General features: G+C 29.9%; 12 protein-coding genes, 5 tRNA genes and 2 CRISPR repeat arrays. Of the genes, 1 reads left to right on the forward strand and 16 read right to left on the reverse strand.

The window, feature by feature from the left end:
- Positions 1–7 precede the first annotated feature (7 nt).
- The 10 genes from SYNTR_RS05895 to SYNTR_RS05940 form a co-directional block, all read right to left on the reverse strand.
- Positions 8–2,545 carry a CRISPR-associated helicase/endonuclease Cas3 gene (locus SYNTR_RS05895; RefSeq protein ID WP_156203655.1) on the reverse strand — a complete coding sequence of 846 codons (2,538 nt, stop codon included), beginning with the start codon at positions 2,543–2,545 and terminating at the stop codon, positions 8–10.
- Entirely contained in the window at positions 2,533–3,222 is a 690-nt protein-coding gene (gene cas5 / locus SYNTR_RS05900) for a CRISPR-associated protein Cas5 (protein ID WP_156203656.1), read from the reverse strand. The genes SYNTR_RS05895 and cas5 overlap by 13 nt, the downstream gene beginning before the upstream one ends.
- Before the next feature lie 22 nt (positions 3,223–3,244).
- Entirely contained in the window at positions 3,245–4,186 is a 942-nt protein-coding gene (locus tag SYNTR_RS05905) for a CRISPR-associated protein (RefSeq protein WP_197079235.1), read from the reverse strand.
- Positions 4,176–6,266 carry a hypothetical protein gene (locus SYNTR_RS05910; RefSeq protein WP_156203657.1) on the reverse strand — a complete coding sequence of 697 codons (2,091 nt, stop codon included), beginning with the start codon at positions 6,264–6,266 and terminating at the stop codon, positions 4,176–4,178. The genes SYNTR_RS05905 and SYNTR_RS05910 overlap by 11 nt, the downstream gene beginning before the upstream one ends.
- Positions 6,267–6,292: 26 nt before the next feature.
- On the reverse strand, positions 6,293–7,036 hold the full coding sequence (cas6, locus tag SYNTR_RS05915; RefSeq protein WP_156203658.1) for a CRISPR-associated endoribonuclease Cas6: 744 nt from the start codon (positions 7,034–7,036) through the stop codon (positions 6,293–6,295).
- Between the two features lie 172 nt (positions 7,037–7,208).
- Positions 7,209–7,508: direct repeats of the CRISPR family, unit length 30 nt; unit sequence GTTTCAATTCCTTATAGGTACGCTAAAAAC.
- A 163-nt stretch (positions 7,509–7,671) separates the two neighbouring features.
- Entirely contained in the window at positions 7,672–9,009 is a 1,338-nt protein-coding gene (locus SYNTR_RS05920; protein WP_156203659.1) for a helix-turn-helix transcriptional regulator, read from the reverse strand.
- A 172-nt stretch (positions 9,010–9,181) separates the two neighbouring features.
- A CRISPR array of direct repeats spans positions 9,182–9,742; the repeat unit is 30 nt; unit sequence GTTTCAATTCCTTATAGGTACGCTAAAAAC.
- Positions 9,743–10,205: 463 nt separating this feature from the next.
- Positions 10,206–10,946, reverse strand: a complete 741-nt coding sequence (locus SYNTR_RS05925; RefSeq protein WP_197079036.1) for a GGDEF domain-containing protein — start codon at positions 10,944–10,946, stop codon at positions 10,206–10,208.
- Between the two features lie 158 nt (positions 10,947–11,104).
- Positions 11,105–13,324: a Card1-like endonuclease domain-containing protein gene (locus tag SYNTR_RS05930; RefSeq protein WP_156203661.1), complete on the reverse strand. Its 2,220-nt coding sequence runs from the start codon at positions 13,322–13,324 to the stop codon at positions 11,105–11,107.
- A 25-nt stretch (positions 13,325–13,349) separates the two neighbouring features.
- Positions 13,350–13,871 (reverse strand): SAVED domain-containing protein, encoded by a 522-nt coding sequence (locus tag SYNTR_RS05935; RefSeq protein WP_197079037.1) that lies wholly within the window; start codon positions 13,869–13,871, stop codon positions 13,350–13,352.
- A 76-nt stretch (positions 13,872–13,947) separates the two neighbouring features.
- Positions 13,948–14,685 (reverse strand): hypothetical protein, encoded by a 738-nt coding sequence (locus SYNTR_RS05940; protein ID WP_156203663.1) that lies wholly within the window; start codon positions 14,683–14,685, stop codon positions 13,948–13,950.
- A 581-nt stretch (positions 14,686–15,266) separates the two neighbouring features.
- On the opposite strand from SYNTR_RS05940, the gene SYNTR_RS05945 reads away from it, so the two are divergent.
- On the forward strand, positions 15,267–16,568 hold the full coding sequence (locus SYNTR_RS05945) for a CCA tRNA nucleotidyltransferase (RefSeq protein ID WP_156203664.1): 1,302 nt from the start codon (positions 15,267–15,269) through the stop codon (positions 16,566–16,568).
- Between the two features lie 149 nt (positions 16,569–16,717).
- Here SYNTR_RS05945 and SYNTR_RS05950 read toward each other — a convergent pair.
- From SYNTR_RS05950 to SYNTR_RS05975, 6 genes are all read right to left on the reverse strand, one after another.
- A tRNA-Leu gene (locus SYNTR_RS05950) sits at positions 16,718–16,806 on the reverse strand.
- Between the two features lie 40 nt (positions 16,807–16,846).
- Positions 16,847–16,922: transfer RNA gene (locus SYNTR_RS05955), tRNA-Cys, on the reverse strand.
- 113 nt (positions 16,923–17,035) lie between these two features.
- Positions 17,036–17,110: transfer RNA gene (locus SYNTR_RS05960), tRNA-Gly, on the reverse strand.
- Between the two features lie 8 nt (positions 17,111–17,118).
- Positions 17,119–17,194: transfer RNA gene (locus SYNTR_RS05965), tRNA-Phe, on the reverse strand.
- A gap of 108 nt (positions 17,195–17,302) precedes the next feature.
- Positions 17,303–17,378: transfer RNA gene (locus SYNTR_RS05970), tRNA-Asp, on the reverse strand.
- An 83-nt stretch (positions 17,379–17,461) separates the two neighbouring features.
- A complete protein-coding gene (locus SYNTR_RS05975; protein ID WP_156203665.1) occupies positions 17,462–17,638 on the reverse strand; it encodes a hypothetical protein in 177 nt (58 codons plus the stop codon).
- Between the last annotated feature and the right edge of the window lie 65 nt (positions 17,639–17,703).

Raw genomic sequence — 17,703 nt, forward strand, 5'->3', positions numbered from 1 at the left:
TACTAAGTTAAAAATATAGCTCATAATCCTCTTTTCCTAGGTGATGGGCTAGTCCTGTTTCCCATGAGTATAAGTCTTTATCTATTAATAAATGTATAGGTAGGTCTTTGTTGCTTACGCTTAAAGAAAGTAGTATTTTAGGAGTTACTGCAACAATAAATTGCTGCATTAAGGCCATAAATAGTTTTCGTTCATTATGGGACAATTGGTTATATTTTTCGCGATCACTGTAAAAATCATATATTTCATCTACTTCATTCAGATTAAAAATTTCCATTATATTTAATGTTTTTTCTATGTTAGTAGAGTTTTTCATCATTATTTTTTCAGGTTTATTTTCATAAAAATTTTTCAAGACAATAAGCTCTTGTTTGGTTGGACGAGCTATAAATAAGCTATGTTTGGTATAGTTTTCACCAAATGGTTGTTGACCTGCTAGTAAGCTCCACTCTCCTCTTGCTGCCTTTGGTAGTAGATTTAATATTGCTTTATTATCATTTCTTTTAAAGGTGTTTTTATAGTAGTCATTTAGGTGCTGTAGAAATTCTTCTTCTTCCCAATCTTTACATTTATGTATTAGTCTATCTGTTTCTTCTCTTTCAACTACTGAGTTATATACCCATTTGCGAGAATCTTCTTTACCATTTTGCAGATAGTTTATTATTTCTAATGTACCTTTTTCTTGTAACATATGGCGATTTATTCGTCCGGCAAATTGAACGTGTGAAGGATAAATAGCTATGGGTCTTATTCCTTTAGTAAAACTTAAATCTACTCCAGCTTCTAGTATTTGAGTTGATATAACGATAATTTTTTTGTTTAGTAATTTTAAGCTGTAATCTATAAAAGCAATTATAAAAGCCTTGTGTATTGGTGTCATTAGTCCATTAAGGTTAAAAATAATTATCTCACTTTTGGTAGATACCGCATCTATTTCTTCATTTCCTAAAATATTGTTTAAACTGATATGGTTTTTTTGTTCAGCCATAATAGTATCTTTGCAATTAATAAATACCTCACATGCATCTTTTATAGTATTCATTACTACACATATACTTTGAGATTCTTCGGTATGTATTTTTTGTGTTATTTCTCTTTCGGAATGAATTAAATCATTATATGAAACAATGTATCTTGCAGGTACTGTAACAGAAGTTTCTATTTTATAAGGTGTATTTTGTAATCCATATTCAAATGGTGGAAGAGTAGCTGATATAAACAAAACTTTACAATTATATCGTTTGCAGGCAATTTCTAATTGGGCTAAAAAGAGATTCCACACTGCTGAATTTATTATTTGTGGTTCATCAATTATAATAAAGGCATTTTGCAAAGCTGGTAAGCGTATAAGTTCTTGAGCTCTTTTAGGAAAAAATGCACGAAAAAGCTGATTAAAACTAGTACATACTATTTCTGATTGCCATGATTCTAATGTAATAATATCTTTATCTTCATGTATTTCTTCAGACATAAATGCTAAATGATGATGTTGCATTACATCTATTTGTGTAGCTTGACTAATTTCTAATGATGCTTGGGATAATATAGATAAATATGGTGCAGTGTAAATTATACGACTCTTCTCATTTATTAAACATGATTCCATAGCTATACGAGTTGCTGTTATAGTTTTTCCTAACCCAGTAGGTAATACTAGTGTATAAATATCGTTATTTGAGTTATTGCGATAAATCTCTAAGGCTTCTTTTTGTGCCTGTAATCTTTTTTCAATTATTGTGCTTGCTTTGTCTTTTTTTATTAGTTCTTCAGCAGATAATTCACAGTATTTTCCAATATGCTCTATTGCGCTTTTCACCTGGTTTTTATCTATTTTTACTTCATCTATTTGTGCAGCATGAAATCGATCAGCACTTATAAATGAGGCTGTTTTGTCTCTTAGACATAACAGCCTAGCTATATAGTTTTCATTAGTATTTTCTATTTTAGCTTTTTTGTTAATAATATTACTCATTTCTAAGGCTTGCCACTTAGCCCATTGTTTTGAAAAAGCTTTTTTATTCTTTAACAATATTTCATTACTAGGTGCTTTTTCATTTAAGCTAGGGTAATATTTGCTAATAAAATGGTGTAATCCTATTAAATCAATATCAATAAAAATAATATCTTTACTTAAAAATTGTTCATATGGAGATTCTGCTATAATATCTTCTAGTTTTCCATGATGGTCACATATATCTCTACTTATTTTTAAAATTGTAGTTTTGGCAATAGTACGTTCGTTTTTATCTGCTAGTAAATCTTTTTCCCATTGCTGGTATAGTTCATGGGCATAAAAAGTAAATATTATAGCACCTAATACTGAATGTATTGGTCTTTTGTTTGCTGTTAGTTTATTTTGCCATTCTGTTCTAGCCTTACCTAAGTCGTGACATAATCCACCTAAGAAATATAATTGTTCTTCATAAGAATTTGCTTGATTTCCCCATGCTTGTGCTACTACTTCTAAGTGGGTGGTTAATAGTTGTTTTTCTCCATTTATATCTGGTCTAGCTAGACAATCTTCAAATTTTATTACCATAGGCATACAATTTCTCCATTATCTAATTGACAAAACTTATAATCTTCTATTTTATTATTTTTTTTAAAGGAAATATCTTTGCCAGAGGTTTCATATATAACACTACAGGTTTTCCCAAATGTTCTATTACCTAAGTATTCGTAATGTAACCCTCCTACCCTTGCATATTGCATATTTTCATTTGGATATAGTTTTTCTATAGCATTTATAGGAATGACAGTTGCACAATTAATTTTGTCATTTACATGACTTTTCAATTCCTCAGCATTGTAGGTTCCTACATATTTAGGAAAGCATAGAGCAAAGGCACTTCCTAAATATGTCTGATAATGACTCCAAGAGTTTTGTAAATAGTGCTTTAGTTTATCTAAATGCTCACCATACCAGTAAATTCTATAGTATGGTTCTACTAATAACTCTATACTGGTGGGACGATTAAAGTCACCACTGCCCATCCAACCTTTACCTAACATAGAAAGCTGTTGCACACTTTTACGAACTGGACTCATAACCCTTATACCAACTTGAGCTTTTCCATAATAATCTGGTAAACCTATTATTGAGCCTGCTAATCCTCTTACAGTAGTTGGAGGTATAAAGGGGTAAGTAGCATGGGTATTCATGGTATCTGGCATTCTAAAATGAGCTATACTACTTTTTAAATCAAAAACTAATATTTCCACTTTTTCACCCCATTCAAATAGCCTACCATGGTTTTTGTAATGTTCCTTCTATATTACCTATGGTTTTTATCCTATTGTCTATCCAGTATCTTACATTTTTTATTTTATCTATATTGGATTTTATGGTTTGTTCTAATACCTGTAAATCTAAGCATATATCTTCTAAACTATTGGGAGTTTTTTCATCGGTATTATGTACTAGTTTTACACCTTCCTCTAGGTATCCGATTCTAAACATAGGATCATTATATTCTATGTGTAATAGGAATAATGGTTGTTGTATTCCTCGACCTCTAGCCTGTCTATGTTTTGTGCCATTCCATAAACCTTCTAGCAATAAATCTACATCCTCAGGTTTCATTTTGCTTTCCTTAGCTATATTAGCATTTATTATTGCTGGTACTGCAAATACAGCAAAAGGCACGATATAACTTGTCCAGATAGTACCTTGACCTACTTCTTTTGTTTCTGCTCCTTCAGCGGTATTTTTTATGTCACTAGATGGCATTACTACTGTGCCTTGTATATATTGACTTTCTACTGGATGCATAGAGTGTGCCCAGCCAAATTGAACTGGTCCAGTTAGTTTAAAGGTTTCTTTTTTAACACTATATACAATCCCAAATGTTCTAACATCAAATGCGTTATCTGTTAATACTTCTTGCATTTTGGCACTTTTATGTTCAGACTTTTTTTTAATTTCTTCGGCTAGACTTGATCTACCTAAAAGTTTTCCTTCTGGAGTTCTTTCTTCTCTAACAAATATATAATTAGTTTTTCCTCCATCAGGATATTTAGCAGCTACATAGTCTCTTATGTCTCTTTTTATGCTTACATCAGATAAAGATATTCTGCCATCTTCTTCCCCAAATATCCTCCTAGCATTAGAGTCATTTAAAGGGTCACGATTAGGTATGCCATCTTTTACACTTTTTACAAAAAGTATTTCACCACTATTTATCATCACCGTTTACCTCCTTATTATCTTGGTTTCCTTTCTTTTTTCGCCCCATTGAATAACCTGCCCAAAATGCACACATAAAACGATCTTTGTCTTTTTTTATTTCATTTTCAAAATCAGGGTAATTCATAGATATAACTGCGGCTCTTTTGAGTAAATCATTACTAACCTCAAGATTTAATCTAGCAACATATTCCTCCATCTTGCCTAGTGCTTTTGTTCTAATGGCTTCAGGAGTTAAACTACTACCGTAGTTTAATACCCTATGTTGTATAAAGTCTTTTTCGTGGTTTTGCATATAATATATGCTAGAAAATCTTTGTACTATTTGACCTGCAGCAAACCCTAATTCATCTATAGTAGTAAAATCCATTTCTTCAACTGGAGTATCAAAACTTAATTTTATTAATTCATTAATGTTTTTCACTTCTAATATCCCCCCTTGCTTCTTTGAAATTTCTTTATTATAACGATTTAATAGAGTGTAGATACTAAAATAGTCTATGGCTTCTTTTTGTAAATTAAATATAGAGGTTGGTAACCTACTTGCTTCTTCTGTCATTTTTAATGCTGTATGACGAAAAAACATTTTATCATCTACCGGGAGTTTTTTAAGCATTTTTTCCATTATTGACCATAGATAAGCTGCTCCATAAGCTGTTGATATTAAATATGGCAGACTAGATATTTGTTGCTTTTTATAAAGCACACCATTTTCACTTAATAAAGTGTACTTTAACATGTTTTCTTCCATATTTTCTCTGATTTCGTCAATTATAGAACCAATGCTTTCTATTGTAGTAGGCATAATATCTTCTATAATGGCTCTTAGATGGATATTTAGTTTTCCAGGTTCACCCGAAAAGTAGATAAGATATAGTCTCCACTCCTCGTTTAAACATTGTTCGGGTATTCTAGATACAAAACCAGTGATATTGTCTAAATGTTTTACTGCTATGTTTTTATTTGGGGTGTTAATAGAGCTATCCATAGAAACCTGTAATGCTGTAATCCAATCATGTATTTCATCATTATCATTTATTTGTTTATCTAGTAAAGGTAGGGCTAATATGCTCCCATATATATCCGCAATATCAGATTTTTTGCCATGTTTTACTTTTGCTACAGGAGCAAAAAGCTCTTTAGTTAAGTTCTTATCTACTAAATGCGCTAGTTTGGCAAAAATGTTTGCTCCTATACTCAAACTAGAATAACATTCCTGACAAAGTGCCATACTATTAATTAAGCTTTTTTCATTACCATAGCTTAATGGAGCCTCCCAAGTTGTAGGTATCCAGTAAAGTGCTTTGTTATATGCCGAAACTACTTCATTTTTTTTATCACAGATTGTGCATATTCCTTTTTCTTTAAATCCACCTTCCCTACCTTCGGTAAATTTTGAGTCCCAGAATTTATCCAGAATTTTAGCTGTGTCTGCTATTATGTAGATATTTTCATCTGTAGCACTTTCTCCTATCAGCACCTCATTATTAGCACATTGTGAGGTTTCAGAATAACGATAAGGGCTATCTTCATTGTCAATATATATAATTGCCATTAGTCCAAGTTGTTTTTTATCTAAAAAGCCATTAATACCTATTAAACTCTCTTGTAGTTTTTTAGCTATAGTCTCTACCACGTCATTGTCTAATTCTAAAGATATGGTTTTTTTTAAACGACCATTAAGAAATGATTCTATATGTGTTTTGTCTTCTATAAAGTTTTTAAAATGAGTTTCATATATTAGGTAGTTTGGAACTGCATATCTTCCCTGAGCATGTAATGGATTTCCTCCACTAGGTATGATAAAAGGAAAAGAAAGTGATTGTTCTATATCGGGCATAAAAACCTCTTTATTTTTGGTTCCTTTAGTATAGTTACCACATTCTTTTTTAGGCCATATACTAACTTTAGAATTAGTAGACCTTTTATCAATTTCTATGATTATTAGATTTGTTAAAAAATTTCTAGCATTAGGACTAGCATTATCAGTTATTAGTTCTAAAATTTTAACATTTGGTATAGTCGATTTTTTAATGTAGTCGCCTATTCTAATGAAGTTTTGAAATAATATAGCTTTCACCTCCTGACTAATAGTATTTTTTTCTCTTAATTAATCTCTTCCCAACATCCAAATCCTTGTGAGTTTTTGGAGCCTAATCCTGTAGAGTAAGATAGTTGTATTAGTTCTGGATTACCTGTTAGTTTAAATAATCCATCATAGCCTATTATTACTGTGTTTTTATACGTTATAATCTTTTTAAACTTTTTTTCTTGATTGCCATTAGGAATAATATTAAAGTTTTTATCTTCTGGCTCTACACCATTTATAGCTTTATATTTGTTTATAAGGTTTTGTCTTATTATTTCAACACCTTGCTGATTCCATGGTGAATAATATTCAGTTTTTTTGTTGTTTTCATTGTTAAGAGTTGTGTAAGCTACCATTGGTGAAATCATTTTCACTTTTTTTTCTGCTGAAAATTGTGGTGTACGATGTACATTTATAGTGCTTACCTCTAATAGGTTATTTCCTAACCAACTATCATCTTTACGCATTAAAGTTTCAGCTAAATCAGTTATAAATTGCTCTACTGCGGAAGAAACAATTAATTTTACTGGTGATTTAAAACTAATAATGCCTTTTTCGGGATTAATCCTAAATGTCCCCATTAGACGTGAAAATGTAAAAAGCTTAAATTTTTTCTGTTCTAATTCATATCCTTTTTCATGGATAAAAGCACTATAGTCTTTATCACTTAAATTGTTGTAAAGGTATGCCTGTAAAAAATAGTTATAATGCAAAGGTAATATAATGTCACGCTTAGAATTAAATTCGATACTTATTCTCAAAAAATCACCCTCTTTACCTTGGTTAATATTTCCAAGTTTCTACAAAATACACCCTAAATCCTGCCATTGTTTTATAAATATGAGTATATAATCTTAGGACTAAGTTTTATAGGTCAAAAGTATTACGATAGTCAGAAATATAAAAAAACCTCTATTAAAATATTTTTAATAGAGGTCAATTCCTTATAGGTACGCTAAAAACAGGCCTTCAGACTTCCCTGTGTTGGATATAGCCAAGTTTCAATTCCTTATAGGTACGCTAAAAACTCAAAGGGTTTATAGATTTCTATGATCCAGACAACGGGAGTTTCAATTCCTTATAGGTACGCTAAAAACATTAACGAGCACGCACAAGAAGATCATGTTGATTTCAGTTTCAATTCCTTATAGGTACGCTAAAAACTGATAATGAATGGGTGTTCGAAGTCTTTGAGGATTTCGGGTTTCAATTCCTTATAGGTACGCTAAAAACCCACTGAAGGGTAGAAAAATACATGGTTTTAGCATTTTTGCTTTTCCATGTTAATTTATTCTAATATTTATCTTTTTCTTTGTAAAGCCCTATATTACAAGATTTTTATTTGTCGTCGACCTCCGGGGTTTTTTACATCACTGTAGGTCGACGACATTTATTATTAGTTATTTAATAAATATATCATTTCCTTAAATTCTTCTTTTATCTCCTGTCGCAGTTTAGAAGGGGCTATGACTTCTGCTCTATGTCCAAAGCTTCTTATCCATGGTTTTATTTCTCTAAACCCATTAACTGTTATTTTATAATCAAAATAACCTTCATTTTCATTATATATTTCTCCCCATCGGCCTTGAGTTATAACTCGTTCTTTTAAAAAGTTATTATTCCCTTTGATGTCATCATGATAAAAACGAATATGTATTTCACAGTTTAATCCTGTTTCTAAAATCCAACTATTAGTCAAGTCATTATCTATAGTATTTTGTAGTGATAAAAACTCGCTTTCATCTATTGTGTTTTCACCTATTTCTATATCATGTATTCGATCTAATCGCAGTCTTTGCATTTCACCTGTAGATTTGTTTTGTGCTAATAAGTACCATCTACCATAACTACAATCAAAGATCAATTTTAAGGGATATAAATTATATTTTTTATATTTTCTATTATTCTGGTTACTGCTACTACTACAATAAGCTATTGGCATATGTGATGGAAAATAGGATACAATAGTATTTTTCCTTTCGCTTATTGCCTGACTTAGTATATGAGAGCAGTCTTCATCTAATATTCGGCTTAACATAAAGTATCGATGTAATGCTACAGGCGAATATTTGATACTGTGCTTATTTGATAAATAACTATCTAAATTATTTAATAACATATATCCTAATACTGAAAAAGGCAAGTAATGAATACAAAAGTATATGTAATCGCACAAATGTACTATTTCATCTTCACTTAGGTTATCAATTAAGTCATTATTTAATGAATAGACTAATCTCCGATTATTTTTACTAGTGGATATAACTTTTAAGTCTATTAAATATTTTATATATCGACGTAGTGTTTTTTCGTCTATTTCATCTTTTTCGCTTAATAAATCTAAAATATTATTAAGCGTTAATTTTTCATGATTGAGAATTTTTATTATTTCTTCATATCGGCTTTTTTCTTTTTCTTTTATACTTTTCAAACAAAAAAGCTGGCTAAGAACAAAAACAGGACTATTTTTATAGTAATCATTATATATCCCCTTAAAAACTTCTCTATTTCTAATGTCTATGGCTATTTCCTCATCCATTTTTTTTGCATCACTTATTTGATACATTGCTTTGTCTACCATATCAATAGATATTCCTAATCTATCAGCTAATTGTTTTCTATTGAATCCTCCCCTAAATAAATATAGGAATCGTATTAGCTCTTTTTCTAGTTTAAATTTTTCTACTGGCATACATATAACCCTTCCCTTTTTTCGCCAATTAGGTAATGGCACATACTTTCACCCACTTTTTTTGGTTATTATTTCCACCATTCTACAATAAACCCCTAAATCCTGCCAGTGTTTTGTAAATATGAGTATATAATCATAGGACTAAGTTTTATAGGTCCAAAAGTATTACGATAGTCAGAAAAGTAAAAAACCTCTATTAAAAATAACTTAATAGAGGTCAATTCCTTATAGGTACGCTAAAAACATGGGTTCTACATGGACCCTGAGTTGATAAAGAAAAAGGTTTCAATTCCTTATAGGTACGCTAAAAACCACCGATCATTATAGCGAGGATAGTTAGTCCGATTGGGTTTCAATTCCTTATAGGTACGCTAAAAACAAGGAGTACATCAAAGACAATTACAAATGCCATGAGTGGTTTCAATTCCTTATAGGTACGCTAAAAACCTAACTTCAATATGTCACCCTTTTCCAGAAAATAGTTTCAATTCCTTATAGGTACGCTAAAAACCGCAGGTATGGTTGTGCCGACATATAAGAAGTTCCGTTTCAATTCCTTATAGGTACGCTAAAAACATAGTCCTAGTCTGTAAGGGTTGTCCTGTATGGGTGAGTTTCAATTCCTTATAGGTACGCTAAAAACCAAATAAAATAAGAGGATATGAATATACCCTCTTATGTTTCAATTCCTTATAGGTACGCTAAAAACACTTAAGTCAAAAGAGTGTTTGGTTTATTGAAGAAGGTTTCAATTCCTTATAGGTACGCTAAAAACCCACTGAAGGGTAGAAAAATACATGGTTTTAGCTTTTTTGCTTTTCCATGTTAATTTATTCTAATATTTATCTTTTTCTTTGTAAAGCCCTATATTATAAGATTTTTATTTGTCGTCGACCCCCGGGTTTTTTTACACTACTGGAGGTCGACGACAATTATTATTAGTAATTTAATAAATATATCATTTCCTTAAATTCTTCTTTTATTTCATTTCATAAGTTTAAAAGGAGCTATAACTTCTGCTCTGTGCCCAAAGCTTCTAATTAATGGTTTTATCTCTCTAAATCCATTAATTATTATTTTATAATCCAAATAATTTTCATTCTCTATATATTTCTCCCCCATCTATCTTGTGTGATTACTCGTTCTTTTAAAAGGGTATTGTTTAAGTAGATATTTCCAAAAACAACCAAGCTTTGTTATTAGTTATTAAACAAAGCTTGGTAACAATCCTTGTATTTTTAGTTAATCTTTTGTTTATCTAAATACATTCTTTTATCAGCTAGTTGTAATAATTTTTCTATATCAACACTATCATCAGGATATGCAGATATACCAATACTCAAACTCAAATCAATATCGTGTGGCCAATTATAATTCGTTATGTTATTTTGCAACCTATGTTTGATTTTTAACGCTTCATCACTTGATGTATTAGGTAAAATTATAATAAATTCATCTCCACCATACCGGGCAATGATATCATTTTTACGACAATGGTATTTTAGATATTTAGCTACTTCATATAGAATTAAATCTCCTTGTAAATGACCAAACATATCGTTATATAATTTAAATTGATCTAGGTCTAAAAACATTATACTTAAGTTGCAGTTTTCTTTACTGTTATGTTTTTTCATATTTTGTAGTATTTTTAATGCCTTATCTCGAGTGTATATCTTAGTAAGTGAATCATATGATAACTTTTTTATTAAGACCCCTTTTTCTTGAAGTAAATATATATATATCAATAAAAATCCTATGGTTATTGATAAAGTAAATATGAGCTCACAATGTCTAGTTACATCAAGCATCACACTTGCTATTCCTGCTAATGTACCAATTATGAAAAAAATATATCCAATACTCTCTAAATAGCTACTTTTTTTATATGATTTATATTTATCTCTATTACCCCAAAAATAACTAAATATTGCTACAATTAATAACAGTATTCTACTAACTAATAAAATAATTTTCACTCCCTCCTGTTTAAAATAAGTTATTTGCATAGTTATTTTAAAGTTAATAGGATTTTTAAAACAGGACAGAAGTATTACAATATAATAATTTGCGTAAAAAAACTACCTGTTGATATATCAATAGGCAGTTTATAATAAATACTGTTTAAATTATAAAATTATAATATAGCTTTTTTTAATATATTGTAATCATGCTTAATATCAGAATACTTAATTAATTTAATCCTCATAGCAATTGCTGTTTCTTTGAGATCAGTAAAATTATTCTTAGGTTCATTGTAGTATACTAAGATTTTGTTTACAAAAGTACCACCTAAAAGGTCCCCATAAACTTCTAACTCTTCTAATGCATTTAGTTGCCAGTTCCCAATTTTACATGAAATAATTGTTAGGCGAGAATTACAGCTTAATACTACATCTAGTTCATTATTGGGTGGATCTATATCAGATAAACTCCAATCAAAAGATAAACTTACCTTTATATCATCAACTTCAGGAAAGTCTTTAACAGTGAAGTATGTATATAATTCAAGGGGAGTTCCCTCTTTTTTTAGTATGCTTTTGTAATTACTAAAACTATTTGTTTCTTCAAGTTCTGGTTTTTTATTATCTTTAATTTCATATTTATTAACAATACCTAATTTTTTTAATCCTGATAACAGTTTATTATCGATTCTAGATAATAATTCGGGATTATTTATACGTGAGAATATTGCTCTCCAACTTTCAATATATTTAAAAACTAAGTCCACATATTCTCTTAATGTTTTTTCATGTTTTAATACTTCTGTTGTTTCTTCTGATTTTATTTTTACTCTACATAGCTTGATATAATCATCTATAATTAGTTTTGGTAATAAATCATTTCCATCTAGGAAATGTAAATCAGTTTGACCAGTGTTTAGAATTACTCCATTTTGTGTATCAACATATATAATATGAGAGTTCTTTTCTACCCCAGCTTGTAATACACCAAAAGACATAGGTTTAGTGCCAGTGGTTGCATTAATTATAGTATTGTTATTACCATATTCATTTATGATTTCTTTGCTTATTTTATAACTAACTGTTGCATCAAATGAATCAGTTACCCGAATATAAATGTTTGTATTTGGTAATTTATTTTTTATAGTATCGCTTAGGTTCTCCATTAGTTTTATAAAACGAAATTCTTCTGTAAATATAAAATAAATATTGCGGGGTTTAAATTTTAAAACAGCTAAATAATTAGGTATTATTTGGTCACTTATTAGTAAAACCATACATTCTACACCTTGCCTCGAAGGTGTTTCAGGTAATAAAACTTTTTCTATTATTTTTTCAGGATATTTATTTACAATATTGGCTTTAAGTATATTAATTCCCATACGGCTAGCTCTTTTTTGAAATTTATCTTTTCTACTTATATCACTATCCATCACTAGAGTTTTGTTAGTAAAGATACCAGCTATATTTCGGGCTTCATTTTCTATAGAATTTAAATATTCAGTTGTAGCTTTATAATCATTAGCATAGCGAATTATATTTAATTGAGAATTTGTACTTATATATAATTCAGAATAATTATTGATACCAATATCATCTATATTTTTGTGATTCATTAATTTATAAAAGGAGTATATTAATGATGGCATGTAAGGTTTAAAAAACCAATGCCTAACATCTTTATTAATAATACATTCAATATGATCAGAGTTTATGTTTAATTTGTTTGTTTTTATAAAGTTAACTTTACTAAGTAAAAATATAATTGATGTATATATTGAAGGAATAAGGAGTTCTGTTTTATTGTAATTATCTTCTTTATTAAAATATTTGCAAAAATCTTTCCATTTATCATTCATGTTTACAATGTCATTAATAATTTGCTCTAAATGTGGTCTTTTTTCTTTTAAGAAATTATTTAATGTTTCATCATAAGCTTTTCCTCTAAGTCTAATAAAGTGATGGATACTTAGCTTTGGTAAATATCCATCTATATCACCTGTTCTCATATTTAAAAAACAGTTGTTATCTGTATTTACATAAATAATGTGGGCATCCATTTCAAAACCTGCTTGAAATGCTCCAAAAGACATGAGTTTTGTGCCACCAGTAACATTTATAATAGTTTTTTGGTTTTCATTTTTTAATATCTCCAAACAAGTATTATAACTAGAAGTTGGATCTAAAGTTTGTAGTTTTTTTTCGATAAATTTAACTTCATCGATTTCTTCAGAAATAGTAGTTTTTAGGTCATTTTTGAGTTTGATCATTCGTTCTTCTTTACTATGAATAAAATAGATAGTGTTTGGTCTATAGTGCATAACACTTAATAAATTAGGAATTGTTTGGTCACTGATTAATATAATCATTGATAAATATTTTTTACTTGTCATAATAGTCTCCTATTAAATAATAGATTTAATTTGGTCTTTGCATAGGTCCCCAACATTCATAACCTTTATTGGGAGTGTTTTGGTATATCAGAGTTGATGTCATATTACTAAGTTCTGCACCAATTACTGCTGCTAACATTATAGGACCTGCCATAAACAAATGTATTTTATCTACACCTTTTTTTTGTATCTGGCTTTTTGATTTTCTAATATCCTTAACTATTTTATCAATATTACTATTATTGATTTCATAATTATGGCTATAATATATAATCATGTCTTTTGGAATTGTACCGTTTCTTTTAAACTGTTCAAATTCAGGTTGATTAGCAATGTAATTTTCTACTTGTGCTTGAATATCTTGATCTACTAAAGCATCTACTATTAAAAATACTGGTCTTTGTCCTGGCTCTCTCCTTATCCTTTCTAGCTCTTGTTTTCTTTTCTTAGTAACAGTTATTAGTAGCCATAAAGCATATAAAACTGGTATAAATGCAATGATGCTAGTAATTGAACCGATGTAAGAAACAATGTCTAAGTAGGGCATATAAACCTCCATTCGTTAGCTAAATGTTTTTAATATACAGAACCATGTTCAGCAACTCTATCATGTATGCTGTAGGCTACCTGGCAATAATATCAGGAAGTTCCTTATATGGAGTTAAAGTAAACTCTTCTTCTAAACCTACTACTCTATGAATCATGGGTCCTGTTTGATTAGTTTCAAGACAACTAACGTTTTCTGTAAAACTAATCTCTATGTCTCTTTTATATACTTTATTTGGTTTTAATCCAAGATCGTTTTCTTTTTCAGGTTTTAAATAAATTATACCTTGAACAGCATTTTGATTTTTTGCATTATTATAAACTAAATGAGTAACACTCACAAAAGATGCGTTACATATATTTAAATGTTCCTCATAGTATTCTTCAGCTACTTCTTTCCCGAAAAAGCACAACCTACCAGTTTCAATAAAATCTTCTGACATTAATTCATATGAAGAGCGGTAGTCACCGTCGCCTATATCACGACCAATTACTGTATAACTTCTATGAATGCCATCGTCTTCCTGAAATGGATCATTATTAATATCTTTATACTTTGGGTAATCTTTAAACCTTTCATAGTCTTCTAAGGTAAAACCAGGCATAATTTCATCATTTTCTATAGCAAACAGTTTGCTTAAGCATTTATTTTTAAAATCCTCTGCTGTCAATGACTCTATAAAATCTATCTGGCTTTCATGACTGGTTTCATTTTCTTCTTTCTTCTGCCCATTATCAGAGCAAGAGCATCCTGACACCATGAATATTATTATTAATATCATGATTGATAAAACGTTTAATTTATTATTTTTCATAAACATCTCCCTTTGTAAATTCAATTTTTACATATCCTTTAATGAGGAATTGAACTAAGTTAGATTCCTCTAATATGTCATTTGTATCAACCTTGGTAATAACTTGTTTTATGTCCCTTCCCTTTTAATGGCAGATTTTATATGTTTGCATATACTCATCTCCCTTAAAGTTTTTTTATAAATTATAATCAAATATTAATCAGGATATATAATTTTTATCTTATATATCCAACTTAGCATAAGATAAGAAAACTTATTGCTATTTAAAGCCTAGGTTCTATTTCCCACCCCCTTATTTAAGAAAAAATTATAACTATGTTTATATAATAAAACCCAATTATTCTTTTAACTATGACAAATGTATTACAATAATATAATTAATACTTCATTTAATTAATTAAATCTAATAATTAATTGTATACGCCATAATATGCCAATAACCTCTTAAAAATAGTAAATTCTTACTAATAAGTGGATATTTTTTATTAAACATTGTAATAGATTTGTCCTAATAACCATTTATAAATTTGATATAATATGAAAAATTAGAAGATTTCAAAAAATGAGCTGGGTGACGCAAAATGATTTATATACCAGATGAAATACACTTTATAATTAATAAGCTTAACAGTTTTGGAAACCATTGCTTTTTGGTAGGGGGTTGTGTAAGGGATTACCTACTTAACAAAAAGCCTAAGGATTTTGATATAGTTACTACTGCTACAATAGATGAAATTAAGCGGCTATTTACTAAGGTTATAAGTACTGGTGAAAAACATGGTACTTTGACAGTTGTTAATGGCAACTATGCTTGTGAGGTTACTTCTATTAATAGTGGTGAAAGTAATTTGGATATTAATAAACTGTTAAAAAGTAATTTATTAAAACGTGATTTTACTATAAATTCACTGGCTATGGATATTAATGGTGAGATTTATGATTTTTGTGATGGGAAAAATGATTTGTTTAATATAATTATAAAGTTTAATTTTGACCCTGTAGATAGGATAAAAGAAGATCCCCTTAGAATGATGCGATTTGTTCGTTTTGGATGTGAATTAAATTTTAAGCAAGATGAGCAGAGTAAAGTAAGTATTTTTAAAAATGCACATTTAATTAATAATGTTTCAAGCGAAAGGATTCGGGATGAGCTTTCAAAAATTTTGCTCTCAGATTATCCTGCTAATGGTGTTAAGCAATTATTTAGTTTAGAGCTTTTGCAATATGTTATACCAGAGTTAATAGACTCATATGGTTTCAACCAACATTCTCCCTATCATGATAAGGATGTTTTTAGCCATACTTTAGAAGTATTAGAGCATAGTCCTAAAAAGTTAAATATTAGATTAGGTGCTCTTTTACATGATGTAGCTAAACCAGTTACTTTTAGTATTGATGAAAATAATATTGGTCATTTTTATAATCATCCAAAAGTTGGAGCACAAATGGCTGAAGATATACTTAGAAGTTTAAAATATGATAATAAAACTATAAATAATGTAAGTATTTTAATTAAAGAACATATGCACAGAAATAGATTTTCAAGCCATGCTGAAGCTAAAAGATTTATAAATCGAGTAGGAACAGATAATATAGATGATTTATTTGATTTACATATAGCTGATATTAAAGGAAGTAAATATTCTAGTGCTATAAGTGATGTTGAATATAATAAAAAGCTAGTTAAAGAAATATTGGAAAGTGATGAAGTATTAAGTATAGCTGACTTAGAAATAAATGGGTATGATTTAATGGAGTTAGGTTTTAAGCCAGGCCCTAAAATAGGTGATATTTTAAAAAAACTACATGAATTGGTTTTAGAAAATCCAGAATTTAATAGAAGAGATAAGTTACTAGAAATAGTGCAAGATGAATACTGCTAGATGTCATATAAAAGAAACCTTCCTAATGAATGATTTCAGGTGCAAATTTGGTGCAAAAAAGATTTAATTAAATACTTTTTTACCTAATACAAAGAAACACAGAAAAAGAAAAAAGCTGAGAACTCTGTCTCAGCAAATTACCTATATAATGGTGCCCGAGGCCGGGGTCGAACCGGCACGAGGGTTTAACCTCGCGGGATTTTAAGTCCCGTGCGTCTGCCTATTCCGCCACCCGGGCATGATAGCTTATTAATTTGTTGTTGCCATTTTTTATTCTATGGAGGGCGGGACCGGATTCGAACCGGTGCATGGTGATTTTGCAGACCACAGCGTTAGCCTCTTCGCCACCCGCCCATAGTGATTTCGGGCAAGCTAATTATATCAATTTTGGGGGACCATTGCAAGAAAAACAATGGTTATATTTATCGCAAAATAAAAGCGCTACCTTTGTAACGCGAGATAATCAATGGAGCGGAAGAAGAGATTCGAACTCTCGACCCTCGCCTTGGCAAGGCGATGCTCTACCACTGAGCTACTTCCGCTTAACTAATGGTGCCTCGAGGCGGAATCGAACCACCGACACGCGGATTTTCAGTCCGCTGCTCTACCGACTGAGCTATCGAGGCTTAGGCACTCTTTAGTGCAAGAATCATTATAAATGGAGCTCGTTAAAAAGTCAATAGTTATTGTAAATTTAGAGATTTTATATTTTTTAAGATCCATTTGTAAATTTATGGCGGAGCTGACGGGAATTGAACCCGCGATCTCCGGCTTGACAGGCCGGCATGTTAACCGCTACACCACAGCTCCGCAACATTAAGAATTATATCACCTGGCATTAGTATAGTCAAGAGTACCATGATAATATTTTTTTAAAATTTTTCTTTTACGAATTATCCATAGTATTGTGCTTCTCTAAGTTCGATTAGTACTGTGAATTTCTCATTGGTAATAGAATACTTAATTTCTATTACCTCCATATCAGTTGTAGATATAAATGTATTAATTAGTTTTTCTAGTTCTCGAGATGATCTTGCTTCAATTACTTTTACCATTCTATTTATTTTCATTTTATCCCCTCCTCCCTTTTATTTATAATATGAAAATAAATATATAACGTAACACAATGCACTAG

The sequence above is a fragment of the Candidatus Syntrophocurvum alkaliphilum genome, assembly GCF_009734445.1.
Classification (GTDB): domain Bacteria; phylum Bacillota; class Syntrophomonadia; order Syntrophomonadales; family Syntrophomonadaceae; genus Syntrophocurvum; species Syntrophocurvum alkaliphilum.

Bases quoted from the DNA above. Each gene is read 5' to 3' on its own strand.
- SYNTR_RS05895 (WP_156203655.1), bottom strand. From the start codon at position 2,545: ATGCCTATGGTAATAAAATTTGAAGATTGTCTAGCTAGACCAGATATA.
- SYNTR_RS05905 (WP_197079235.1), bottom strand. From the start codon at position 4,186: ATGATAAATAGTGGTGAAATACTTTTTGTAAAAAGTGTAAAAGATGGC.
- SYNTR_RS05930 (WP_156203661.1), bottom strand. From the start codon at position 13,324: ATGACAAGTAAAAAATATTTATCAATGATTATATTAATCAGTGACCAA.
- SYNTR_RS05935 (WP_197079037.1), bottom strand. From the start codon at position 13,871: ATGCCCTACTTAGACATTGTTTCTTACATCGGTTCAATTACTAGCATC.
- SYNTR_RS05940 (WP_156203663.1), bottom strand. From the start codon at position 14,685: ATGAAAAATAATAAATTAAACGTTTTATCAATCATGATATTAATAATA.
- SYNTR_RS05945 (WP_156203664.1), top strand. From the start codon at position 15,267: ATGATTTATATACCAGATGAAATACACTTTATAATTAATAAGCTTAAC.
- SYNTR_RS05975 (WP_156203665.1), bottom strand. From the start codon at position 17,638: ATGAAAATAAATAGAATGGTAAAAGTAATTGAAGCAAGATCATCTCGA.